Origin of the sequence: Pseudomonas sp. Pseusp3, from assembly GCF_047304225.1 — a bacterium.
GTDB lineage: Bacteria > Pseudomonadota > Gammaproteobacteria > Pseudomonadales > Pseudomonadaceae > Aquipseudomonas > Aquipseudomonas fluorescens_CD.
Genome location: NZ_JBGLYV010000001.1, coordinates 103,345 through 124,728 on the forward strand (window position 1 = coordinate 103,345; position 21,384 = coordinate 124,728).

Annotated in this window: 22 protein-coding genes; 8 read left to right on the forward strand and 14 right to left on the reverse strand. The window is 59.9% G+C overall.

Going from position 1 to position 21,384, the window contains the following annotated elements; genetic code table 11:
- Positions 1–8: 8 nt before the first annotated feature.
- Genes cyoD through cyoA form a run of 4 tightly spaced genes read right to left on the reverse strand, consistent with a single transcriptional unit; the run spans position 9 to position 3,956 of the window.
- On the reverse strand, positions 9–356 hold the full coding sequence (gene cyoD / locus ACCD00_RS00500) for a cytochrome o ubiquinol oxidase subunit IV (RefSeq protein ID WP_008018862.1): 348 nt from the start codon (positions 354–356) through the stop codon (positions 9–11).
- Positions 357–983, reverse strand: coding sequence for a cytochrome o ubiquinol oxidase subunit III (locus tag ACCD00_RS00505; protein WP_008000700.1), 627 nt, complete (start codon positions 981–983; stop codon positions 357–359).
- 3 nt (positions 984–986) lie between these two features.
- Positions 987–3,017 carry a cytochrome o ubiquinol oxidase subunit I gene (cyoB, locus tag ACCD00_RS00510; protein WP_111281029.1) on the reverse strand — a complete coding sequence of 677 codons (2,031 nt, stop codon included), beginning with the start codon at positions 3,015–3,017 and terminating at the stop codon, positions 987–989.
- A gap of 3 nt (positions 3,018–3,020) precedes the next feature.
- Positions 3,021–3,956, reverse strand: coding sequence for a ubiquinol oxidase subunit II (gene cyoA, locus ACCD00_RS00515; protein WP_008018861.1), 936 nt, complete (start codon positions 3,954–3,956; stop codon positions 3,021–3,023).
- Between the two features lie 27 nt (positions 3,957–3,983).
- Between cyoA and ACCD00_RS00520 the strand changes: the two genes are divergently transcribed.
- Complete coding sequence (locus ACCD00_RS00520) at positions 3,984–4,244, forward strand: hypothetical protein (protein ID WP_413420987.1); 261 nt, start codon at positions 3,984–3,986, stop codon at positions 4,242–4,244.
- Positions 4,245–4,794: 550 nt separating this feature from the next.
- Here the strand turns inward: ACCD00_RS00520 and ACCD00_RS00525 are convergent.
- Together ACCD00_RS00525 and hmpA are read right to left on the reverse strand one after the other, a co-directional pair.
- Positions 4,795–5,304 carry a disulfide bond formation protein B gene (locus ACCD00_RS00525; protein WP_413420989.1) on the reverse strand — a complete coding sequence of 170 codons (510 nt, stop codon included), beginning with the start codon at positions 5,302–5,304 and terminating at the stop codon, positions 4,795–4,797.
- Between the two features lie 292 nt (positions 5,305–5,596).
- Positions 5,597–6,778, reverse strand: coding sequence for an NO-inducible flavohemoprotein (gene hmpA, locus ACCD00_RS00530; RefSeq protein ID WP_413420991.1), 1,182 nt, complete (start codon positions 6,776–6,778; stop codon positions 5,597–5,599).
- A gap of 153 nt (positions 6,779–6,931) precedes the next feature.
- Between hmpA and norR the strand changes: the two genes are divergently transcribed.
- From norR to ACCD00_RS00550, 4 genes are all read left to right on the forward strand, one after another.
- Positions 6,932–8,482 carry a nitric oxide reductase transcriptional regulator NorR gene (gene norR, locus ACCD00_RS00535; RefSeq protein WP_413420993.1) on the forward strand — a complete coding sequence of 517 codons (1,551 nt, stop codon included), beginning with the start codon at positions 6,932–6,934 and terminating at the stop codon, positions 8,480–8,482.
- A gap of 189 nt (positions 8,483–8,671) precedes the next feature.
- Complete coding sequence (locus ACCD00_RS00540; protein WP_413420995.1) at positions 8,672–9,574, forward strand: chemotaxis protein CheV; 903 nt, start codon at positions 8,672–8,674, stop codon at positions 9,572–9,574.
- A 27-nt stretch (positions 9,575–9,601) separates the two neighbouring features.
- On the forward strand, positions 9,602–10,060 hold the full coding sequence (locus ACCD00_RS00545; protein WP_413420997.1) for a GNAT family N-acetyltransferase: 459 nt from the start codon (positions 9,602–9,604) through the stop codon (positions 10,058–10,060).
- Between the two features lie 150 nt (positions 10,061–10,210).
- Entirely contained in the window at positions 10,211–10,537 is a 327-nt protein-coding gene (locus tag ACCD00_RS00550; RefSeq protein WP_413420999.1) for a hypothetical protein, read from the forward strand.
- 119 nt (positions 10,538–10,656) lie between these two features.
- Here ACCD00_RS00550 and ACCD00_RS00555 read toward each other — a convergent pair whose 3' ends face one another.
- Positions 10,657–10,914, reverse strand: a complete 258-nt coding sequence (locus ACCD00_RS00555; protein WP_413421001.1) for a hypothetical protein — start codon at positions 10,912–10,914, stop codon at positions 10,657–10,659.
- 179 nt (positions 10,915–11,093) lie between these two features.
- On the opposite strand from ACCD00_RS00555, the gene ACCD00_RS00560 reads away from it, so the two are divergent.
- Both ACCD00_RS00560 and ACCD00_RS00565 read left to right on the forward strand, forming a co-directional pair.
- Entirely contained in the window at positions 11,094–12,068 is a 975-nt protein-coding gene (locus ACCD00_RS00560; RefSeq protein ID WP_413421003.1) for a 2-hydroxyacid dehydrogenase, read from the forward strand.
- A gap of 192 nt (positions 12,069–12,260) precedes the next feature.
- A complete protein-coding gene (locus ACCD00_RS00565) occupies positions 12,261–12,770 on the forward strand; it encodes a DUF2165 family protein (RefSeq protein ID WP_413421005.1) in 510 nt (169 codons plus the stop codon).
- A gap of 12 nt (positions 12,771–12,782) precedes the next feature.
- Here ACCD00_RS00565 and ACCD00_RS00570 read toward each other — a convergent pair whose 3' ends face one another.
- Entirely contained in the window at positions 12,783–13,685 is a 903-nt protein-coding gene (locus tag ACCD00_RS00570; RefSeq protein ID WP_413421007.1) for a DMT family transporter, read from the reverse strand.
- Between the two features lie 151 nt (positions 13,686–13,836).
- Between ACCD00_RS00570 and ACCD00_RS00575 the strand changes: the two genes are divergently transcribed.
- The gene (locus ACCD00_RS00575; RefSeq protein WP_413421009.1) at positions 13,837–14,712 is read left to right on the forward strand and encodes a helix-turn-helix domain-containing protein; all 876 of its coding nucleotides are present in this window, start codon (positions 13,837–13,839) and stop codon (positions 14,710–14,712) included.
- Positions 14,713–14,867: 155 nt separating this feature from the next.
- Here ACCD00_RS00575 and ACCD00_RS00580 read toward each other — a convergent pair whose 3' ends face one another.
- The 6 genes from ACCD00_RS00580 to ACCD00_RS00605 all read right to left on the reverse strand — a co-directional run bounded on the left by ACCD00_RS00580 (position 14,868) and on the right by ACCD00_RS00605 (position 21,278).
- Positions 14,868–17,297 carry a TonB-dependent siderophore receptor gene (locus tag ACCD00_RS00580; protein ID WP_413421011.1) on the reverse strand — a complete coding sequence of 810 codons (2,430 nt, stop codon included), beginning with the start codon at positions 17,295–17,297 and terminating at the stop codon, positions 14,868–14,870.
- A 217-nt stretch (positions 17,298–17,514) separates the two neighbouring features.
- Positions 17,515–18,504, reverse strand: a complete 990-nt coding sequence (locus tag ACCD00_RS00585) for a FecR family protein (protein ID WP_413421013.1) — start codon at positions 18,502–18,504, stop codon at positions 17,515–17,517.
- Entirely contained in the window at positions 18,501–19,073 is a 573-nt protein-coding gene (locus ACCD00_RS00590) for an RNA polymerase sigma factor (protein WP_413421015.1), read from the reverse strand. Before ACCD00_RS00590 ends, ACCD00_RS00585 begins: the two co-directional genes overlap by 4 nt.
- A gap of 4 nt (positions 19,074–19,077) precedes the next feature.
- Positions 19,078–19,404, reverse strand: a complete 327-nt coding sequence (locus ACCD00_RS00595) for a DUF3325 domain-containing protein (protein ID WP_413421017.1) — start codon at positions 19,402–19,404, stop codon at positions 19,078–19,080.
- Positions 19,405–20,976, reverse strand: a complete 1,572-nt coding sequence (locus ACCD00_RS00600; protein WP_413421019.1) for a PepSY-associated TM helix domain-containing protein — start codon at positions 20,974–20,976, stop codon at positions 19,405–19,407.
- On the reverse strand, positions 20,973–21,278 hold the full coding sequence (locus ACCD00_RS00605) for a DUF3649 domain-containing protein (RefSeq protein ID WP_413421021.1): 306 nt from the start codon (positions 21,276–21,278) through the stop codon (positions 20,973–20,975). Before ACCD00_RS00605 ends, ACCD00_RS00600 begins: the two co-directional genes overlap by 4 nt.
- Positions 21,279–21,384 lie beyond the last annotated feature (106 nt).

Consider the following 21,384-nt stretch of genomic DNA (forward strand, 5'->3'; position numbering starts at 1 on the left):
GACTTACCTCACTTCGCCATCATGAACGTGTGGATGCTGAACATGATCCACAGCGACAAGCCAACCAGCAGGACAATCACGATCGCGGCAAAGACAAACGCGATCACGTTGTTACGCTGCGCGGCCGAGCGGTCCAGATGGAGGAAGTACACCAGGTGCACCAGCACCTGGATGACTGCGAACGCGACGACGATCATCAGGGTGATCGACTTCGGCAGCGTCGGGTACATCACCAGACCGAACGGGATCAGGGTCAGGATCACCGACAGGATGAAGCCGATGGCGTAGGACTTGACGCTGCCGTGACCGGCATCGTGGCTGTCATGGCCATGTTGGGAATGAGCTGCGTTAGCCATTTACATAGTCCCCATCAGATAAACAACGGTGAATACGCAGATCCACACAACGTCCAGGAAGTGCCAGAACAGGCTCAGGCAGCTCAGACGGGTCTTGTTGGTCGCCGTCAGGCCTTTTTTCTGCACCTGGTACATCATGATCGCCATCCAGATCAGACCGCTGGTCACGTGCAGACCGTGGGTGCCGACCAGGGTGAAGAACCCGGACAGGAAGCCGCTGCGGTTCGGGCCGTAGCCTTCGGAGATCAGCATGTGGAACTCGTTGATCTCCATGCCGATGAAGCCGGCACCGAACAGGAAGGTCATGGCCAGCCAGCCCAGGACCTGCTTCTTGTTACCCCGGAAGAACGCCAGCATGGCGAAGCCGTAGGTGATCGAACTGAACAGCAGCAGAGCGGTTTCGCCCAGTACGTATGGCAGTTCGAAGATGTCGTGGCCCGACGGGCCACCCGCTACGTTGTTAACCAGTACCGCGTACGCCGCGAAGATCGATGCAAACAGAATGCAGTCGGTCATCAGGTAGAGCCAGAAACCGTATACGGTCATCTCGCCCGAGTCGTGGTGATGGTCATCATGCCCATGTCCATCGACATGGGTGTGTCCAGCATTGGTCACTAAGTTCGACATGGTTTAAGCCTGTTCCAACGAGGTTTCAACACGGGTGGCAGTGGCCGGGATTTTCCCTGCCGCGACCAGACGCTTGTGCTGCTCGGCTTCGATGCGCTCGATCACGTCGACCGGCACCATATAGCCTTGATCATCACGGGCCGCGTGGATCGCGAAGTAGATCACGGTGCCTGCCAGGCTAGCGATCGCCAGCCACCAGATGTGCCAGATCATCGCGAAACCGAACACGGTCAACAGCGCGCCCATGACCACACCGGTCGCGGTGTTGTTTGGCATGTGGATCGGCTCGTACTTGGCCGCAACCTTGTACGCGGTGCCGTTTTCCTTGGCTTCGGTGAACGGGTCGACAACGTCGGCTTTCGGCAGCACGGCGAAGTTGTAGAACGGAGGTGGCGACGAGGTCGACCATTCCAGGGTGTGTGCATTCCACGGGTCGCCGTGTTCGCACATGTTTTCCGGCTTGTTGCGGTCACGCACGCTGACGTACAGCTGGATCAGCTGGCAAGCGATACCGACTGCGATCATCACCGCACCGAACATGGCGACGTACAGGTACGGCACCCACTCAGGGTTGGTGGTGGCGTTCAGGCGACGGGTCATGCCCATGAAGCCCAGTGCATAGAGCGGCATGAACGCGACGAAGAAGCCGCTGATCCAGAACCAGAACGCTGCCTTGCCCCAACCTTCGTGCAGCTTGAAGCCGAACGCTTTAGGGAAGTAGAAGCCGAAGCCGGCGATGTAACCGAATACCGCACCGCCGATGATCACGTTGTGGAAGTGCGCGATCACGAACAGGCTGTTGTGCAGAACGAAGTCGGCACCCGGGATGGCCAGCAGTACGCCGGTCATGCCGCCGATGGCGAAGGTCACCATGAAGCCCAGGGTCCACAGAACCTGGCTGGTGAAACGCAGACGGCCTTGATAGATGGTGAACAGCCAGTTGAACAGCTTCACACCCGTCGGGATGGAAATCAGCATCGTTGCCAGACCGAAGAAGGCGTTGACGCTGGCACCCGAACCCATGGTGAAGAAGTGGTGCAGCCAAACCATGAAGCCCAGGATCGAGATCGCGCCCGATGCGTAGATCATCGAGTGGTGGCCGAACAGTTTCTTGCCGGTGAAGGTCGAGATGACTTCGGAGAAGATACCGAACGCCGGCAGGATCAGGATGTACACCTCAGGGTGACCCCAAGCCCAGAACAGGTTGACGTACATCATCGGATTGCCACCAAGTTCATTGGTGAAAATGTGGAAATCCATGTAACGGTCAAGCGTCAGCAGAGCCAGGGTAGCGGTCAGGATCGGGAACGAAGCCACGATCAGGACGTTGGCCCAGGTGCAGGTCCAGGTGAAGATCGGCATGTCCATCAGCTTCATGCCAGGGGTACGCATTTTCAGCACGGTGGCCAGGAAGTTGACCCCCGTCAGCGTTGTCCCCAGACCCGATAGCTGTAGCGCCCAGATGTAGTAATCCATCCCCACGCCAGGGCTGTATTGCAGGCCCGACAGCGGCGGATAGGCAACCCAGCCGGTCTTGGCGAATTCGCCGACGCCCAGGGACAGGTTGATCAGCACCACGCCGGAAACCAGCAGCCAGAAGCTCAGGGAGTTCAGGAACGGGAAGGCAACGTCACGCGCGCCGATCTGCAGCGGCACTGCAAGGTTCATCAGGCCGGTGAAGAATGGCATCGCCATGAAGATGATCATGATCACACCGTGGGCGGTGAAGATCTGGTCATAGTGTTCAGGTGGCAGGTAGCCAGGCGAACCTTCGGTGGCCATGGCCAACTGGGTACGCATCATGATGGCGTCGGCAAAGCCGCGCAGCAGCATGACCATGGCGACGATGATGTACATCACGCCGATTTTCTTGTGGTCGACCGACGTCAGCCACTCGGTCCACAGGTAGGTCCACTTCTTGAAGTAGGTGATTGCAGCGAACAACGCCAGACCACCGAGCGCGATCATGGAGATGGTCACCATGACAATCGGCTCGTGGAACGGGATCGCTTCCCAACTTAATTTACCAAACATCGTTTACTCCTCTGCCCCGGCAGCTGAATGCGAGTTCATGTCCGTAGCGGCCACTTCTTTCTCTTCTTTCTCGTGGTGCACCTTAGGACCCGGTTTCATGCCTTCGTACTTGTCGACGATGGTCTGGAACAGGTTCGGCGTAACCGAGGAGTAGAGCTCGACTGGGTTGTTCTGGCTTGGCTTGGAAAGGGCTGCGTATTCAGCTTGTTCAAGCTGTTTAGGTGCCTTTTTGACTTCGCTTACCCAGGCGTCGAAATCTTCCTGAGTCGTGGCGATCGCTTTGAATTTCATGCCGGTGAAACCAGCGCCGCTGTAGTTGGCGGAGATACCGTCCATTTCAGCGTTCTCGTTGGCGATCAGGTGCAGCTTGGTCTGCATGCCCGCCATCGCGTAGATCTGGCCGCCCAGAGCAGGGATGAAGAATGAGTTCATCACGGCGTCGGAAGTGATCTTGAAGTTGACCGGGGTGTGCGCCGGGAACACGATCTTGTTGACCGTGGCGATGCCTTGTTCCGGATAGATGAACAGCCACTTCCAGTCCAGCGCGACCACTTCGATGGTCACCGGCTTGACGTCGGATTCCAGCGGCTTGTACGGGTCGAGGGCGTGGGTCGACTTGTAGGTGACGTAACCCAAGGCAATGATGATCAGAACTGGAACAGCCCACACCGCGATCTCGATCTTGGTGGAGTGGTTCCATTTCGGGGTGTAGGTAGCGTTGGTGTTGGAGGCGCGGTATTTCCAGGCGAACAGGAAGGTCATGACGATGACCGGAACCACGACCAACAGCATCAGCAGCGTTGCGGTGATGATCAGGTTTCGCTCATCCAGACCAACCTGGCCCTTGGGATTGAGCAAGGTCATGTTGCAGCCTGACAGCAGCAATGTGCCGATCAGCGGCAATAAGCCTAGTAGTCTGGGGTACCTGTTTTTACTCATCTCACGACCTCTAAAGCAGCTTGCGCAATGCAGTTGGGTTTTGATCGCCAACACTTCACCCTGCCAAGGGTTGGCATTTTTCTTGGATTGAATAAGGGCATGCCCGTCGTGCGTCAGACGCGTTTCGACAAATCCTGGGCCTGCGGTGAGTTCTTATTCGAATTCGTGGTCAAAGGCCTTTTTACAGACCAATTCCATTTGGTGCGGATAGTTGGAGACTCCGACACCTGGGCATCGCATGAAGCCACCAGACTTCTCGACACCCTGTTTCTGCTCACGCCTGGTTAAGATTTGAGCAGTGCCGGGAATTCAGTGCGGGCGATTGTAGATATGTAACGTTTTATAAACCATGTCTCATCCCGAAATAATTTTTATCCGAACCGGCAACAATCATTAACCGTTTTCGCAAAAGTGGCGCATCTTATCGAAATTAATTCTCAACAAAAACACCAAAATTAGTAGGTCTTCCGCCCACAGTTCAGACAGTATCGGGTCCCTCTTCACTGCCCTTTACCTTGCCTGAGCCCCGATATGACGGGGGCTCTGGCTATTCGCCAAGCCGTGTTAAAACTGCCTGATTGCGCTCGGAACGGAAAAAACCGGAAGCCTGCAAATCAGCCCAATTTCGTTACGTTTCCATGCACCAATCCGGCCTCCTCGAAGGCCCTGCGACACCGGCTCTGTGACAACATGTCGCACATGTGTCGCACCCTTGGCTGTCACACATCACGGTCTTTTTATCTGGCCTCTGAAATGGCTCGGCAAGACAAAAAAAGCCCCGGTCCTCTCTGCGAGGAACGGGGCTTTTTTGTCCGACAATGCGTGGCGGCAGATGACCTCAGCGCAGCGCTTTGCGGTTACGCGACGTCAGCAATGGCACCAGCACCACGATCAGCACGAAGGCGACCAGCGCCCACTGCGCCAGCGACAGACCGAGGATCGGCGGGTATGGCGTGGAGCAGAAACCATCGACCTGGAAGCCCAACGGGAAGATCTTCGCCAGCGGCAACCCATCGACAATCGGTTGCAGCACATCGATGCCGCAGCTGACCGCCGGATAGAACTGCGTAAAGACGTGATGCCCGGCAACGCCTGCGCCTGCCAGCGCGCAGATCACCACCAGGGTTTCGAACGCCGTGATGCTGCGGCGGGTGTGCATGGCCGCGCCGATGAAGGCGAAGATCGCGATCAGCAGCAACGCATAACGTTGCAGGATGCACAGCGGGCAAGGCGCCTCGCCCAGAACAATTTGCATGTACAACGCGCCGCCGATCAGCGCCAGGCAAATGATGCCCAACAACACCAGGTAGCGCCGTTCACGCCCCAACCGCATGGATTCATCGCTCATCGCGTTTCCCTTCAAGATTTCCAGTGCCCGCCAGTCTACACGCTGGCCCGGACCTTTGAGAGTCTGGAGCGTGTCCGGGGGGATTCGGGGGAATAGACGACAAGGCGGTTAAGCAGGGATTAACTTTCTGGCTTTTTTCAGTTCAGGACCGAGGTGAAGCTATCGCGGGCAAGCCACGCTCCCACAGGGATTTGTGTCGATCCAGATTGATGTGAACGACACAAAACCTGTGGGAGCATGGCTTGCCCGCGATGAAGGCGACGCGGTGAGGCAGACTCACCGCGCCAGAGCCTTACTCCAGTGCCGCTGCCGGCCCGAAGAACTCGTAACGACTTTGCTTCTCCGGCACGCCCAGTGCCTTGAGGTGGCGTTTCACTGCAGCCATGAAGCCTTTTGGCCCCAGGAAGTAAGCGTCCAGGTCACGCTGCTCCGGCAGCCATGCATTCAACTGCTGCTGGCTCAACAAACCAACCTTGTGTGCCGCCGGGCTCACACCGTCATCTTCGGAGTAGCAGTAGAACCGCTTGAGTTGCGGGTGACGCTCGGCCAAGCCGTCGATCCAGTCACGGAAGGCATGCACGCTGCCATTGCGCGCGCAGTGGATGAAATGTACCGGCCGCTGGGTCTCCAGCGCCGCTTCGAGCATCGCCAGGGTCGGGGTAATGCCAACGCCGCCACTGATCAGCACCAGCGGTTTGTCGCTGGCGCTCAGGACGAACTCGCCCGATGGCGGGAACAACTGGATGCTGGCGCCGACATGCAATTGGTCGTGCAGGAAGTTGGAAGCGCGGCCACCGTCCTCGCGTTTTACGCTGATGCGGTACTGGCCCTTGTTCGCCAGCGCCGACAGCGAGTAGTTACGACGGATCTCTTCACCGTCGAGGATCAGTTTCATGCCGATGTACTGGCCGGGTTCCGCCACCAGGATCGGGCCTTTGTCCGCCGGTTCGAAGTAGAACGAGGTGATCTCTGCGCTCTCCTCGACCTTACCGGCCACGATGAATTCCCGCGCCCCGCGCCAGCCGCCGTGGGCCTGCTCCTTCTGGTCGTAGATGCTGGATTCGGCACCGATCAGAATGTCCGCCAGCTGGCCATAGGCCGCGCCCCAGGCCGCGATCACTTCAGGGGTGGCGATCTCTTCGCCCAGCACTTCGGCAATGGCCCGCAGCAGGCAGTTACCGACAATCGGATAGTGTTCCGGCAGGATCTGCAGGGCCACGTGCTTGTTGATGATCTTGGCCACCAGGTCGCCCAACTGGTCGAGTTGGTCGATATGGCGCGCATACATCAATACGCCGTTGGCCAGGGCACGCGGCTGATCACCGCTGGCCTGGTGGGCCTGGTTGAACAGCGGGCGGACTTCCGGGTATTCGGAGAGCATCATGCGGTAGAAGTGCGTGATCAGCGCTTCGCCACCGCTTTCGAGCAACGGTACGGTGGATTTGACGATGGCACGGTCTTGAACGCTCAGCATAAGGTGACTCCTGGTTCTCGGGTTGCTAACGGATTACCTATGCTTATCAGCTTCCATGCCAACTATTTAATCGTTATAAATCAATAAGATAAGAACTTAATAGTCATTAAGACACCACCTGATTTATAGTCATGTCGACTACACGGAGTCACTATGACTGCAAAACCCCTGCTCACTGCCCTGCTGCCCCTGGTCTCCGACCTGTCCCGCGAACTGCCCGAGGGCGAGCGTTATCGCCGCCTGCTGGAAGCCATGCGCGCCCTGCTGCCCTGCGACGCCGCCGCCCTGCTGCGCCTTGACGGTGAATGGCTGGTGCCGCTGGCCGTCGACGGCTTGAGCACCGACACCCTCGGTCGGCGCTTCAAGGTCAGCGAACACCCGCGTTTCGAAGCGCTGCTCAGCGGCCCCGGTCCGACCCGTTTCGCTGCCGACAGCGACTTGCCTGACCCCTATGACGGTCTGGTCGATGGCCTGGATGATCATCTGGAAGTCCACGACTGCATGGGTTGCCCATTGTTCATCGACGAGCGCCCATGGGGCCTGTTGACCCTCGACGCACTCGATCCGGAGCGCTTCGAGCCCATCGAACTGGATGCCCTGCAAGCCTTCGCCAGCCTCGCGGCCGCCACGGTCAACGCCGCCGAACGCATCGAGCGGCTGAACAACCGGGTCGAAGATGAACATCAGCGCGCCGAGGTCTACCGCCAGGCCAGTGGCCAGCAGAATCGCGAGATGATTGGCCAGAGCAAGGCCCACAAACGCCTGGTTGAAGAAATCAGCCTGGTGGGCGGCAGCGACCTGACCGTGCTGATCACTGGCGAAACCGGGGTCGGCAAGGAGTTGGTGGCCCAGGCCATCCACGCCGCCTCGCCCCGCGCCGACAAACCGATCATCAGCCTCAACTGCGCCGCGCTGCCCGACACACTGGTGGAAAGCGAGTTGTTCGGCCATGTCCGCGGCGCCTTTACCGGGGCGATGAACGACCGCCGTGGCAAGTTCGAACTGGCCAATGGCGGCACGCTGTTTCTCGATGAAGTCGGTGAGTTGTCGCTGACCGTGCAAGCCAAGTTGCTGCGGGTATTGCAGAGCGGTCAGCTGCAGCGACTGGGTTCGGACAAGGAGCATCAGGTGGACGTGCGCCTGATCGCGGCGACCAACCGCGACCTCGCCGAAGAAGTGCGCAGCGGCCGTTATCGCGCCGACTTCTACCATCGCCTCAGCGTTTATCCGCTGCTGGTGCCGGCCCTGCGCGATCGCGGGCGCGATGTGCTGCTGCTCAGCGGTTACTTCCTGGAGCAGAACCGCTCGCGCATGGGCCTCAACAGCCTGCGCCTGAACAGCGACGCCCAGGTCGCGCTATTGGCCTACGACTGGCCCGGCAACGTGCGCGAGCTTGAACATCTGATCGGCCGCAGCGCCTTGAAAGCCCTGGGCAATTGCAAGGATCGGCCGAAGATTCTCAGCCTGAGCGCCGCCGACCTGGACTTGCCCAATGCCAGCATTGAAGCCGCTACCGAGCAGCCCGCTGCCACCGTCACGCCGGTGGTGACCGGCGATTTGCGCGAGGCGACCGAAAACTATCAGCGCCAGTTGATCGGTGCCTGCCTGGAACGGCACAACAACAACTGGGCAAGCGCGGCCCGTGAGCTAGGCCTGGATCGGGCGAATCTTGGGCGGATGGCCAAGAGACTGGGTATGAAGTGAGGACCCCTTCGCGAGCAAGCCCGCTCCCACATTTGGAATGCGATCAACTGTGCGGGCAGGCTTGCTCGCGAAGACGAACTACCATTCACCCGAATAGCTAAAGCCTGCCCTGTACGAGTCGATAACCCGGCATCGATAGCTTTTGGCGATTGTTCACTCGCCCATCACCTTTTTCCACAGAAGGTTTTTATGTCCACCACCAAAGCCCGCGCAGACTCACTTTCGCTTCTGCTGTTTACCTTGCGCAGCGGCAAGCTGATGGCGATCAACCTGCTCAAGGTCAGTGAAATCATTCCCTGCCCGCCGCTGACCAGGCTGCCGGAGTCGCATCCCCACGTCAAAGGCATCGCCACCCTGCGCGGTTCGTCGCTGTCGGTGATTGATCTCAGCCGTGCCATCGGCGAGCGGCCGCTGGAAGACCCGAACGGCGGCTGCCTGATCGTTACTGACGTCAGCCGCTCCAAGCAGGGCCTGCACGTGCAGGCAGTGAGCAAGATCGTCCATTGCCTGACTACCGACATCCGCCCGCCGCCCTTCGGCTCCGGTGGTTTGCGTGCCTACATCACCGGCGTGACGTCGGTCGATGGCACCCTGGTACAAGTGCTGGACATCGAAAAAGTCATCCACGGCATTGCTCCTGCCCAAATCGAAATGGCGCCGACCGAGCTGAGCATGGAAGACGCCGAGTTGCTCGGCAACGCGCGCATCCTGGTAGTCGACGACAGTCAGGTCGCCTTGCAACAATCGGTACACACCCTGCGTAACCTGGGCCTGCAATGCCATACGGCCCGCAGCGCCAAGGAAGCCATCGACTGCCTGCTGGACCTGCAAGGCACCGCGCAGCAGATCAACCTGATTGTCTCGGACATCGAAATGTCCGAGATGGACGGCTACGCCTTCACCCGCACCCTGCGAGAAACCCCGGATTTCGCGCATCTTTATGTACTGCTGCACACGTCGCTGGACAGTGCGATGAATGCAGAGAAAGCACGACTGGCCGGGGCCAACGCGGTGCTGACCAAATTTTCTTCGCCGGAACTGACCCAGTGCCTGATCACTGCGGCCAAGGCGGTTGCCGAACAGGGTTACTGAGTGCTGACGGAAGAATTCTGCTGGCTGATGCGGCGCGACCTCTCAGTCGTCGTGCCGCCCGCCGATTGGCCAGCCGGCCTGCAACTGAGCGAATACCGCCCCGAACTGGGCGCCGCCGTGCACCGGTTGATGGAGTTCGGTTATCTCGACGGCGGCGGGCGTGTCGCCGCGCTGGACATGTGGCAACGGCAGTTTGAAACCGATCCGGAATATGACCCGACCCTGTGCTTCATTGCCTGGGATGCCGAAGGCGTGGTGGGCGTGTGTCAGTGCTGGACCAGTGCCTATATCAAGAACCTAGTGGTGCACCCGCGGTTTCAGGGCCGGGGGTTGGGGCGCGCACTGTTGTTGCAGGCGTTCAAGGTGTTCCAGCAGCGGCGCGAAGGATTTGTGGATTTGAAGGTGCGCGAAGACAACCATAGGGCGCGGCGGCTATATGAAAGCGTCGGGATGCATGCCGTTCGCCGAGAGCCGGTTCCGGTCTGATACGCCGCCTTCGCGAGCAAGCCCGCTCCCACAGGCTCAATGCAGTCCTTTGTGGGAGCGGGCTTGCTCGCGAAGAGGCCGGCACATCCACTCCAAAACCGTCAGGCATACTCCACCCTTGGCCATTGCACATCCAAGGACGCCAGAACCATGAAAGCAGCAACCCTGACGTTTCTCTGCCTCACCGCCTTCACCTCTCTGGCCCACGCCTCAAGCCCTGATGCCTGGGCCACCTACGACAAAGCCGTACTCGTCAGTTGCACCAAGGCCAGCGGTCTGAAGGACGCCAAACCCGTGGGCAACGCCGCGCAGTTCGATGACCGGGTCGGCTACACCGCACTCCTGCTCCAGGGCCAGTACCCGCAAAAGCACATGAAAGGCGCACAAGGCACCGAGCTGTGCCTCTACAACAAAAAGGGCAAGACTGCGTACGTCACCGAATGGGACTCCATCCGCCCGACCGGCAAGGCGAACTGAGTGGCGCATGATCAGCTTCGATAGCGGCCTTTACAGCGGCATCATGAAAGAACGCAGATCCCTTGTGGGAGCGGGCTTGCTGGCGAAGACGGCAGATCAGGCACCGCGGAGCTGAAAGCTCAGCGCTTGCCCATCGACCGACGAGTCCCCGGCGGAGCCATGCCCGGCGTCTTGGTGTGGCCGTTCTTGGCGCCATTTTTGTACCACGGCTGGTTCGAGCCCTTGGCGGCCGCCAGCTCACCCGGCTTGAACGGGAATTTGAATGCCGGGATCCCGGCTTCGGTTGCGCTGTCGGCGCTGGAGTCGACGCTGTCTGGCAGCTCTGCCTGCACGTCGCTCAAAGCGTCGGCTACCGGCGGTTGTTTCGGGGATGTCATGAAAGCTCCGGGTGGTGCGCAAATTGTCGGGCCCAGTGAGCGAGCCGCGAAAGGCCGCAGTATAACTGGATGACGCCCGGCAAGCTGCTAGCTTGCAACGACCGCTGGGCGACTCGCACAAATCCCGCGAAGAATGTTAGCGTGCTCACCATTATCTCCGTCCGACGAGCCCGCCTCCCATGAAAAAGACTGTCCTGGCCTTCAGCCGCGTCACTGCGCAAATGGTCGAACGCCTGCAACAGGATTTCGACGTCATCGTGCCGAATCCGAAAAACGGCGACATCAGCGCCCAATTCAACGAAGCCCTGCCCCACGCCCACGGCCTGATCGGCGTCGGTCGCAAACTCGGCCGCGCCCAACTGGAGAACGCCGCCAGTCTGGAGGTGGTGTCCAGCGTCTCGGTGGGCTACGACAACTATGACGTGGCGTATTTCAACGAACGCGGAATCATGCTGACCAATACGCCGGATGTGCTTACCGAAAGCACCGCCGACCTGGCATTTGCGCTGCTGATGAGCAGCGCGCGCCGCGTCGCCGAACTGGATGCCTGGACCAAGGCCGGACAATGGCAAGCCACCGTCGGTGCGCCGTTGTTCGGTTGTGATGTGCATGGCAAGACCCTGGGCATCGTCGGCATGGGTAACATCGGTGCCGCCATCGCCCGGCGCGGTCGATTGGGGTTCAACATGCCGGTCATCTACAGCGGCAACAGCCGCAAGACCGACCTGGAACAGGAGCTCGGCGCACAGTTTCGCAGCCTCGATCAACTGCTGGCCGAGGCCGACTTCGTCTGCCTGGTGGTGCCGCTCAGCGAGAAAACCAGACACTTGATCAGCCATCGCGAACTGGCGCTGATGAAGCCGAGCGCCATATTGGTGAACATCGCCCGTGGCCCGGTGGTGGATGAGCCGGCGCTGATCGAAGCCCTGCAAAACAACCGCATTCGTGGTGCCGGGCTGGACGTGTACGAAAAAGAACCGCTGGCCGAGTCACCACTGTTCCAGCTGAAAAACGCCGTGACCTTGCCGCACATTGGCTCGGCCACCCACGAGACCCGCGATGCGATGGCCAATCGTGCCCTGGCCAACTTGCGCAGTGCCTTGCTGGGCGAGCGGCCACAAGACCTGGTCAATCCGCAAGTGTGGAAAGGTTGATAGAACCCGGGTACGTCTTGGCAGATGTACCCGCCCATTAAAAAACCTGAATAACCTTTCCAGTCACTCCCGTACTTCATCAAATAAACAATCGAAACAACCTGCAACGCAAGGCTTTCAACAACTTGCGGTCACCGACTATAGACTCCGATCAAGACAAACGCACTAGCCATGCTCTCGGAGAACGATCACATGTACAAAAACACGACCGCAGACATAATAAGACGAAGCAAACTAACCATTGTATTGCTGGCGACGCTTTTCGGGATCATGACCCTCATCAACAACTTCACCGACTATACGGCATACGCCGAATACATCGGCAGAATCATCAGCATGAGCGCGACCGAAGGCAATGAATCCAGGCGCTACCGGGCGATCAGCTCAGGTCTTTTTCATCATCGCTTCTACTGGGCGATAATAACACTGGAGACCATATTCACATTGAGCTGTCTGATCGGGACTTATCAGCTCTATCGAAAACTCGATGCACCGCACAATGAGTTTCACGAAGCGAAGAAATTCGCCATCATTGGTTTAACCACCGCAATCTTTGTTTACCAGATGTTATACGTAACGATACTCAACGAATGGTTCGACCTGGAGTATTCCGCTCAACGCAGTGCTTTTGACTGGGCACGAAACAATATTGAATATATGTTTCTCGGCCTGATCTACCTGGTAGCGGTAAAGGATAGTTGAACGGCATGCGATTCATGCCAGTTTGCCTGACACCGGGCTGGCGCTCGCCCTGGCCTTGCGAAACACCAGCACGTTACCCAGCATCACCATCACCAGCCCCACCAAAGCCGGTGCCGTCCATTGGTAGCCCTCGGCAAACGCCGAGACATTCAGCGCCACCACCGGAAACAGCACAGTGCAATAGGCCGCGCGCTCAGGCCCCATGCGACCGACCAGCGTCAGATAGGCGGTAAAACCGATCACCGAACCCGGAATCACCAGGTACAACAGTGACCCGATGTAACGCACGCTCATTTCCATGTCGAATGGAATGCCTTTGACCAGGCACCACACCGACAACATGGCCGCCCCGTAGGCCATGCCCCAGGCATTGGTGGTCAGTGGCTTGAGACCGGCCTTCTGTTGCAGGCTCGAGAGCATGTTGCCCGCCGAGAAACACAAGGTGCCGCACAGGGCCAGGCCAAGGCCGAGCAGAGTTTCCGGGCTGGCGGTATGCCCAGCCAGTTCCGGCCAGAACAGCAGTCCCAGCCCAAGCAGGCCCAGCGCACCGCCCATCAGCACGTTGCGGGCGATTTTCTGACCGAAGAACACCCGCGCGTTAAGCGCATTCCACAGAGTGGCAGTGGAAAACACCACGGCCACCAGACCACTGGGGATCCACTGGCTTGCGGTGAGGAAACACATGAAGTTGACGCAGAACAGGCACAGGCCCTGAGCCAGGCAGATCAGGTGCCCGCGACGGTTCATCACTTGCAGGCGTCGGCTGAGCAGCAGGATCACGAACAGCACCAGCGCAGCGAGGCCGAAGCGATAGACGATCGACACGGGAATGGCCACCACGCCCAGCTGCCACTTCAAGGCAATCCAGGTGGTGCCCCAGATCAGCACGGTCAGCAGGTACAAAGAAAGGTTCATGACAAAGGCTCCTCGACAGGAGCCCAGTGTCCGGCGCCACGCCTGGGCGCACTTGCATAAACTTGCGCTTTTGTCTGGCGACAGGCTGGCAGGCGCACGCCTACGGGGTAGGATGCAAGGCGTTGGATGCAGGTGTTAGAGAGCAACGATCATGGCTGCACTGGATACCCTACAAGTCTTTCAAGCCCTCAACCGTTCGCCGAATGCTCGCCTCGAGCACAGCGCCGAGCTCGGTGACGGCTTGTCTGCGGCCTTGTGGAGCAATCACCACGACGCCCAGGAATATGAAGCGCCCAGCCACCACACGCTGTCCTGCTATCTCGCTGGCGGCACCGGCACCTTTCGCCGCGACCAGCCCGGCAACAAGGGGGGGCCGGACAAACTGTGCATCCTGCCGGCCGATCACCAGTCAGGCTGGGTGATCAACGGCGATATTCGCCTGGCCCACCTGTATTTCAGCCCCGAACAGTTTGCCCTCGGCTGCGTCACCCTGCTCGATCGCGAACCACGGGAAATGCAGCTGCGCGAGCAGACCTTTCTCGATGATCCACAGCAGGCGCTGCGCTTTCGGCGGTTGATCGCCTTGAACTGGGACGAGCCGGGCGAGCGTCTGCTCACCAGCAGCCTGGCTCACGAACTGCTCAGCCATGCCCTGCTCAGCCAGGTGAATATGCGTCAGGGCCTGCGCCTTAAGGGTGGGTTGGCCGCGCATCAACGTCGGCATCTGGTGGAGTTCATCGACAGCCATCTGGACGAGGCCATCAGCCTCGGTCAGTTGGCGGCGTTGTGCGCGCTGTCGGAATACCACTTCGCGCGGATGTTTCGCGAGAGCTTCGGCTTGCCGCCCCACCAGTACGTGCTGGCACAGCGCCTTGACCGGGCGCGAGCGTTGCTGCGCATGACCTCGCAGCCGCTGGGGGAGATTGCCCTGGCTTGCGGCTTTTCCAGTGCCAGCCACTTCACAAACCGCTTTCGCCGGGCCCTGGGAGGAACGCCCGGCGAGTATCGACAGGCATTTTTGCGCTAGCCCCGTTTTTTTATCGCCTGTACTGCCGCCTTCGTCGGATCGCCGCCCGGACCAAGCCCGCTCCCACAGGTTTGGTGGTGCTCACCTGTTTTGTGGCTACCCTGCTCCCCTGTGGGAGCGGGCTTGCTCGCGAAGAACGATGACGCGGTCTGTCGTCAGAACTCCAAAGTGCTCGACAACGTCACCTGCCGCGAATCACCCATCGACACAAAGAACCGGCTCGCCGCCGAGGTGTAATAGGTGCGGTCGAACAGGTTCTTCACGTTGAGCTGGAACTTGACCTTCTGCCCTTCGACCCTGGTGTCGTAGGTGGCGAACGCATCGGCCACGGTGTAGCTCGGCAATTCGAAATCATTCACGGCGTTACCTTGCCTTTCACCTACGTAACGCGCCCCGGCACCGACCCGCAACTGATCGCCGCCAACAATGGTGCCAAAGTCATAGACCGCCGACAGCGAGCCGCTGTTCTTCGCCACGTTTTGCAGTTGATTGCCTTTGTAAACCGGGTCTTCGGTGACTTCGGCATCGGTGTAGGCGTAGCTGCCGATCATGCTCCAGCGATCGGTGAGCTGACCGCTCAAGTCCACTTCCAGGCCACGGGAACGCACTTCGCCGGCGGCGCTGTAAATCGTGGTCGGGCCTTCGGCGTTGGCCACCAGCACGTTGCGTTTCTTGATGTCGAACAACGCAATGTTGCCGGTGACGCGCCCCGGCAGATCAAGCTTGGCACCCAGCTCCCAGGACTTGGCTTCTTCCGGCGCGATGCTGCCGTCCAGCACGGTACTGCTGCCGCTCAACGGCGCGATGGTCGAGTTGGGTTTGAACGACTCGGTGTAGCTGCCGTAGAACGACAAGGCATCGGTGTACTTGTACACCAGGCCAGCACGCGGCACCCATTTCTGCCCGTTACTGTCGGTGTTGGCGTGGAACGGCACGCCTTTGCCAGCAAATTGGTCGTACGCCTGGAAGCGCGCGCCGGCCACCAGAATCCATTGCTCGTTGAGGTGGATGGAATCCTGCAGGAACACCGAATCGCTGCGCAGCTCATCGGTCTGCGCGCTATCAGCCGCGCTGACGGTGGAACCCGGCACTTCCTGGCCATACACCGGGTTCACGTAGCTGAACGTGGTGCGACTTTTCTGGCGGATCAAATCTTCGCGAAAAATCTTGCGGTACTCGTCATCGACGCCGAACAGCAGGTCGTGCTGCATGCCGAGCACATTCACGTTGCCTTCCAGGCTCGCGGTGGTGAAACGGTCGGTGCTGATCGCGTTTTGAGTACCGTCCATGCTGCGGGTCAGGGTGCCCTTTTTGGTGTCGATGGCGGTCACGCGCACTTGGCTGGCGTCGTAGGTTTCGCGGTTCCAGCTGTAGCCGAAATGGGCTTTCCAGTTGTCGTTGAGTTCGTGATCGGCCTCGAAGTGATAGAGGTCCGAACGCCCTTCCATGTTGTTGAACGGCTCGTCGAGACGCTCGTTGCGCGAGATGTCCAGCGGATGGTTGGTCCGTGGATCGATCAGCGTGCCACGGTCGAAGGGTGTGAGGAATTCGCGGTGCTCATAGGCGAACAACAGCTTAGTGCTTTCGCCGGACCACGCCAGCGATGGCGCGATCAAGCTCTCGCGATGCACGCCGAAGTTACGCCAGTAATCTTCGTCTTCGTGATCCAGCACCATGCGGTAGGCCAGTCCGGAATCGCCGAGGGCACCGGTACTGTCCAGGCTACCGCCGCTGCCGTTCTTGCCGTCGCCATAGCTCGAGCCGCGCAAGGTCAAGGCGTTGTACTGCTCGAGCTCGGGCTTCTTGCTGACCATATTGACCACGCCACCCGGATCCTGGATGCCATAGAGCAGCGAGGCCGGCCCTTTGAGCACTTCGACCCGATCCACGCTGGCGTTGAGGCCCCGCCCCTGCACGATCGGCATCCCGTCACGCATGATCGAGCCATTACGGTTGTCGCCAAAACCGCGGACCATCACCGAGTCCTGAGTGCTGCCCAGGGTGTTGGCCTGGGTGATGCCGCTGACGTTGGCCAGGGCGTCATCAAGATTGCGCGGGGCCTGGTCGCGGATGACCTGGGCCGGGACGACATTGATGGTCTGCGGGATCTCCTGAACGGGAGCCGAGGAACGCATCACTGAAGTGGTGGGAGGCGGCTGGTAACTCATGGACTCATCCATCACCGAGGTGATGGTGGTCGCGCCCAGGTTCAACGCACCCTCAGTCGGCCGTGGTTCCAGTGCAATAGTGTGGCCGTCGGTGCGACGGAACGTCAGGCCCGAACCGGTGAGCAGGCGTTGCAGGGCCTGTTCGGCGCTCATCTGGCCATTGATTGCCGGCGCATTGAGTCCGTAAGGCGCTTCATCGGTGTAGACGACGCTGATGCCGGTCACCCGGCTGAAATCACTCAGGGCCTGGGGCAGCGGTTTGGCGGCCAGAGAAAAACTGAACTGTGCACGCGGCTGACGGTTGCCCGTCTCTGCAGCCAGCGCCACGCTCAGCGGCAACAACGCCAATGCCGAAAAGCTCAGCGCAGAGACACCCAACCATTGTTTGACCGAACCCGATTTTGCCCTGGACTTCATGACTCATGACCTGTGTAGAACCGCAACGGATGCGAATGACTCGCAGTTTCAGTCACTACACGGATGGCAATCGGATTTACCTCAGCAAAAATTTGAAAATATTTTTATTCGGGGGTGATGTGGTGTTTGAACTGGCCCCTTCGCGGGCAAGCCCGCTCCCACATTTGCAATGCATTTCCCTGTGGGAGCGGGCTTGCTCGCGAAGGGGCCGGCAGCTTCAACGCAAAATAATCAGATGCCCCAACACCTGATGCTGCTCAAACCCCATCACCCCTTGCAACGAACTCAATACGGCCTGCGGATTCCTGCTCGGGAAGCTGCCACTGACCCGGCGTGCCGCCAGTTCATCATTGAGCATCACGATCCGCCCCGGGTAATAGCGCCCCAAATCCCGCACCACATCGGCCAACGTCGCCTTGTAGTAATTGAGCCAGCCCTGACGCCATGCCAATTGCGCTTCGCTATCCACCGCGTGGAGTTTCTCCGCCGAGCCTTCGCCGTAGGCGACTTGCTGGCCGGCGGTGAGGATTTGCTGTTCGGCGTTTTTGTCCGCCGTCACGCCGACTCGCCCGGACAGCACCGTGACCTGTGCACCGCGGGGCTGCAAACGGACTTCGAACTGCGTGCCCAGGACCCGCACCTGGCCTTTTTCCGCTTCGACCACAAATGGTTGCCCCGTATGCGTCACGCTGAAAAAACCGGTGCCGCGACGCAATTGCACATGCCGCTCGCCGTGGCTGAAATCCACGGCGATGGCACTGTCGGCATCCAGTGTTACCTGCGACTGATCGACCAGGGTGACGGTGCGGATTTCCCCCGGTGCCGAGACGAAGTCCGCGCCCAGGTCATCGATCCAGCGCGATGGCTGCCAGCCTGTGCCGAGACTGATCATCAACAGCAGACACGCGGCCATCGCCAGCGCACCGGACCAGCGTCCGAGCGTGCTGCGCCGCGACTTGTCCATGGCGTTCAGATACCCCTGCAAGGCCAGGGCGTCCTCATCGGCGAGCGTGCGCGCCGGTCCTTCGCTCAGCTCCCACATGACCTGCGCCTGAGAATAAGCCTCGGCATGGGCGGGGTCGGCCTGCAACCAATGACTGAAAGCAGTCTGGTCAGCGCTGCTGGGCCGGTCATGCAACAGACTCAGCCAGGCCAGCGCTTGCTGCTCCTGAGCGGGCGTCGGGGTGACGCGTTCGAAGTTGTTCACGGTGCTTTCCCTGGCGTACGCGTTTCGGGTTCCCGAAGGCTCGCCTTGCAGGCTTCGAGGGCGCGCATCATATGTTTTTCCACGGCACTTTGGGACAAGCCCATGGCCTTGGCGATCTCGGCGTATTTGCGGCCGTGAATGCGATTGAGCAAAAAGATCTGCCGCGTACGCTCCGGTAACGCACGCAACGCCGCTTCAACGTGGCGCAAATCGTTGCCCGCCTCCAGTGCCGCTTGCGGTCCGCTGTCATGGCTGTCCGGGGGTTCCACCATCAAGCCTTCGCTGGCCCGGACCCGCGTGCCTTCACTGCGCAAATGGTCGATGGCGATATTGCCGGCGCAGCGCAACAGGTAGGTACTGAGTTCCTCGACTTGCACCAGCGGCCGCCGCCAGAAACGCAGGAACAAGTCCTGTACCAGGTCAGCCGCCGTCGCCCGGCAACCGACACGTCGACTCACCAGCGCTTCCATCTGCGAACGCTGGGAGAGAAACACCTGGAGAAAGTGCGCACGGTCACCGTGCTGTTGGTCGCGCTCGATATCGCGGGGTTCGGGAGGGAGAGTGATCATCGATTCAATACTGCGCAAACACGGCAATCGGACTGGCCAGCAGGCTCAGCCCGGCCAGGGACAAGGCCAGGTGCGGACGGTATGGCATCAGTAAAACCAGCAGCAATGCACTGAGCATCAGCATGCCGAACCACTGCACCAGGCCCGATCCCCAGCCTGCCGCCACCACTGCCGCCCACAACGACCAACTCAACAAAAGCCAGCCAAGCAGTTTCAGGCCGAAACGCCGACGCGGTGTCGGTTTATGCCCAAGCAGCTCGGCGTGATGCCGGTCCATCGATAAACACAGCGCGGTAAACCCGGCATAACAGAGCAACGCGGCGAGCAACATTCAGTTCGCCTCCTGTTCGAGCACCATCGATCGCGGGCGTTTTGTGCTGACGGCTTGAGTCCTTCCCGAGCGACGTATTTTCCAGGCCGACCAGGCGAAAAACAGGCCGCTGGCCAGGCATGCCAGATCGAACCCGGCCATGGCCCCATCGCTCTGCGCCAGCGACATACCCAGGTGATACGGCGTGGTCAGGGCGTTCAACAGCGGCACCGCGCCAAACAGCAACGCCGCAAGCGCCAGTTGCTCGACCCAGGCCGCACGCCCTCGGCGAAGCATGGCGTGCAGCAGGCTCAAGCCCCAGACGATGAAGAAACCGTTGACCTCCCAATCCGAGCGTCCGGCCATGGCCACCGGCAACAATCGATTGGCCCAGAAGTACGTCGCCACCGCGAGCATCAGCCCCGACATGCTGGCGATGTTCAGCACGTCCACCAGCCTAAGCTCCAAAGGCATCCCAGCGCTTTGGGCATGTTTGAGTTGACGTTTGCCGACCCAGATCACCATCCCGGTACCGATCATGGCCGTGCCGGCCAGGCCACACAGGAAGTACAGCCAGCGCAGCACCGGGCTGGCGAAATGGCCCATGTGCAGGCCGAAAAAACTGCCGGCAATTGCCACAGGCAGCGAGCGCTCCGGCGTCGCGTCCAATTGCCGGCCCGTTACGCCATCGAAGGTCACGGTGCGGCCGAAATCGTGAACCACACGGTCCGCCCCGTCGAACGCCATCACCACCGAAGCATTGGCATCGCCGGGGTGGTTCACCGTCACTTCTGCAACCCTGCCACCCGTTCCGAGCCGGTTAGCCTGCTCCAGTAAAGGCGCCAGGGACAGCAATTGACCTGGGTTGCCCACGGCTGGCCAGACTCCGGATTCAGGCAGCGCCTCTTGGTAAAAGGTTTGGGCGTTGTCCTTGTAAACGGCCAGGATGCCCGCCGGCATCACCATCATCATGAACATCACCAGGCTGCTGTAGGTGATCATCAGGTGAAACGGCAACACCAGCACGCCCACCGCGTAGTGCCCGTCGAGCCAGGAACGCCGGCCCTTGCGCGGACGAAACGTGAAGAAGTCCTTGAAGATTTTCTTGTGGGTGATGATGCCGCTGATCAGCGCCACGAACATCAACATGGCCGCGATGCTGGCCAGCCAGCGCCCCCACGGATAGGGCATTTGCAACTCGAAGTGGAAGCGATAGAAGAACTCCCCGCCCAGCGTCTCACGGGGATGCACTTCGGTGCCGGTCAGCGGATCGAGCAGTTGTTCGCCGTGTTGGCCAGGCTTGCCCGCTGCCGCTTCCCAGTGCACTGACAAGCCCTGCCGCCGGGCGCCGGGCAACTCGATCAACCAATGTGAGGCGCCCGCTGCGTGTTGCTCAAGATAGTGTTGAGCCACGGTCAGACTGGTTTCGGCGGAGACGGAACGAACCGGGATTTCCGGTTGCATCCAGCGGCTGGTTTCACTTTTGAAATAGGCCAGCGTGCCGGTCAGGAAAATCGCGAACAGCAGCCAGCCGAGAATCAACCCGGCCCAGGTGTGCAACCAGGCCATCGCCTGGCGAAAGCCCTCTTTCATGGACGGCCCATCCCGTGCGCCAGACCAGCCAGCGCTGCCAGCATCAGGCCTGGCACCATCAGACCGAACCAGGCTCGCCACGCACTGGCGCAGGCAAAGCACCAGATCACGGCCAGCAAGTACACCAGGAACGAAGTCATCATCCCGATCACCACCGCTTCGGCGCGAGCGCCAGGCAGCCAAAGACTGAGGCTGACACTGACCAGCGCCGCGACGAGGTAACCGCCAAATACGGCAGCAAGCACTCGTGAAGCGACCGCCAATCGATAGGAAACGGGAAGTGTGCGGGGTTTGGCGTTCATGGTTCGACCTGAAAACCGGGTGAGGCTACGACAGCGTCAGGGCCGGCAAGCCCGCAATATTAATGATAAATATTCTCATACGCAAAGAAGCTCGAATGAAGCCCTC

Excerpts from the sequence above, each read along its gene's own strand:
- ACCD00_RS00575 (WP_413421009.1), top strand. The coding sequence starts at position 13,837 with ATGGCTGCACTGGATACCCTACAAGTCTTTCAAGCCCTCAACCGTTCG.
- ACCD00_RS00590 (WP_413421015.1), bottom strand. The coding sequence starts at position 19,073 with ATGATCACTCTCCCTCCCGAACCCCGCGATATCGAGCGCGACCAACAG.
- cyoB (WP_111281029.1), bottom strand. The coding sequence starts at position 3,017 with ATGTTTGGTAAATTAAGTTGGGAAGCGATCCCGTTCCACGAGCCGATT.
- norR (WP_413420993.1), top strand. The coding sequence starts at position 6,932 with ATGACTGCAAAACCCCTGCTCACTGCCCTGCTGCCCCTGGTCTCCGAC.
- ACCD00_RS00600 (WP_413421019.1), bottom strand. The coding sequence starts at position 20,976 with ATGAAAGAGGGCTTTCGCCAGGCGATGGCCTGGTTGCACACCTGGGCC.
- ACCD00_RS00570 (WP_413421007.1), bottom strand. The coding sequence starts at position 13,685 with ATGAACCTTTCTTTGTACCTGCTGACCGTGCTGATCTGGGGCACCACC.
- ACCD00_RS00565 (WP_413421005.1), top strand. The coding sequence starts at position 12,261 with ATGTACAAAAACACGACCGCAGACATAATAAGACGAAGCAAACTAACC.
- ACCD00_RS00525 (WP_413420989.1), bottom strand. The coding sequence starts at position 5,304 with ATGAGCGATGAATCCATGCGGTTGGGGCGTGAACGGCGCTACCTGGTG.
- ACCD00_RS00595 (WP_413421017.1), bottom strand. The coding sequence starts at position 19,404 with ATGTTGCTCGCCGCGTTGCTCTGTTATGCCGGGTTTACCGCGCTGTGT.
- ACCD00_RS00520 (WP_413420987.1), top strand. The coding sequence starts at position 3,984 with ATGCAGTTGGGTTTTGATCGCCAACACTTCACCCTGCCAAGGGTTGGC.
- cyoA (WP_008018861.1), bottom strand. The coding sequence starts at position 3,956 with ATGAGTAAAAACAGGTACCCCAGACTACTAGGCTTATTGCCGCTGATC.
- ACCD00_RS00505 (WP_008000700.1), bottom strand. The coding sequence starts at position 983 with ATGTCGAACTTAGTGACCAATGCTGGACACACCCATGTCGATGGACAT.
- ACCD00_RS00545 (WP_413420997.1), top strand. The coding sequence starts at position 9,602 with ATGCGGCGCGACCTCTCAGTCGTCGTGCCGCCCGCCGATTGGCCAGCC.
- ACCD00_RS00555 (WP_413421001.1), bottom strand. The coding sequence starts at position 10,914 with ATGACATCCCCGAAACAACCGCCGGTAGCCGACGCTTTGAGCGACGTG.
- hmpA (WP_413420991.1), bottom strand. The coding sequence starts at position 6,778 with ATGCTGAGCGTTCAAGACCGTGCCATCGTCAAATCCACCGTACCGTTG.
- ACCD00_RS00540 (WP_413420995.1), top strand. The coding sequence starts at position 8,672 with ATGTCCACCACCAAAGCCCGCGCAGACTCACTTTCGCTTCTGCTGTTT.
- cyoD (WP_008018862.1), bottom strand. The coding sequence starts at position 356 with ATGGCTAACGCAGCTCATTCCCAACATGGCCATGACAGCCACGATGCC.
- ACCD00_RS00560 (WP_413421003.1), top strand. The coding sequence starts at position 11,094 with ATGAAAAAGACTGTCCTGGCCTTCAGCCGCGTCACTGCGCAAATGGTC.
- ACCD00_RS00605 (WP_413421021.1), bottom strand. The coding sequence starts at position 21,278 with ATGAACGCCAAACCCCGCACACTTCCCGTTTCCTATCGATTGGCGGTC.
- ACCD00_RS00580 (WP_413421011.1), bottom strand. The coding sequence starts at position 17,297 with ATGAAGTCCAGGGCAAAATCGGGTTCGGTCAAACAATGGTTGGGTGTC.
- ACCD00_RS00550 (WP_413420999.1), top strand. The coding sequence starts at position 10,211 with ATGAAAGCAGCAACCCTGACGTTTCTCTGCCTCACCGCCTTCACCTCT.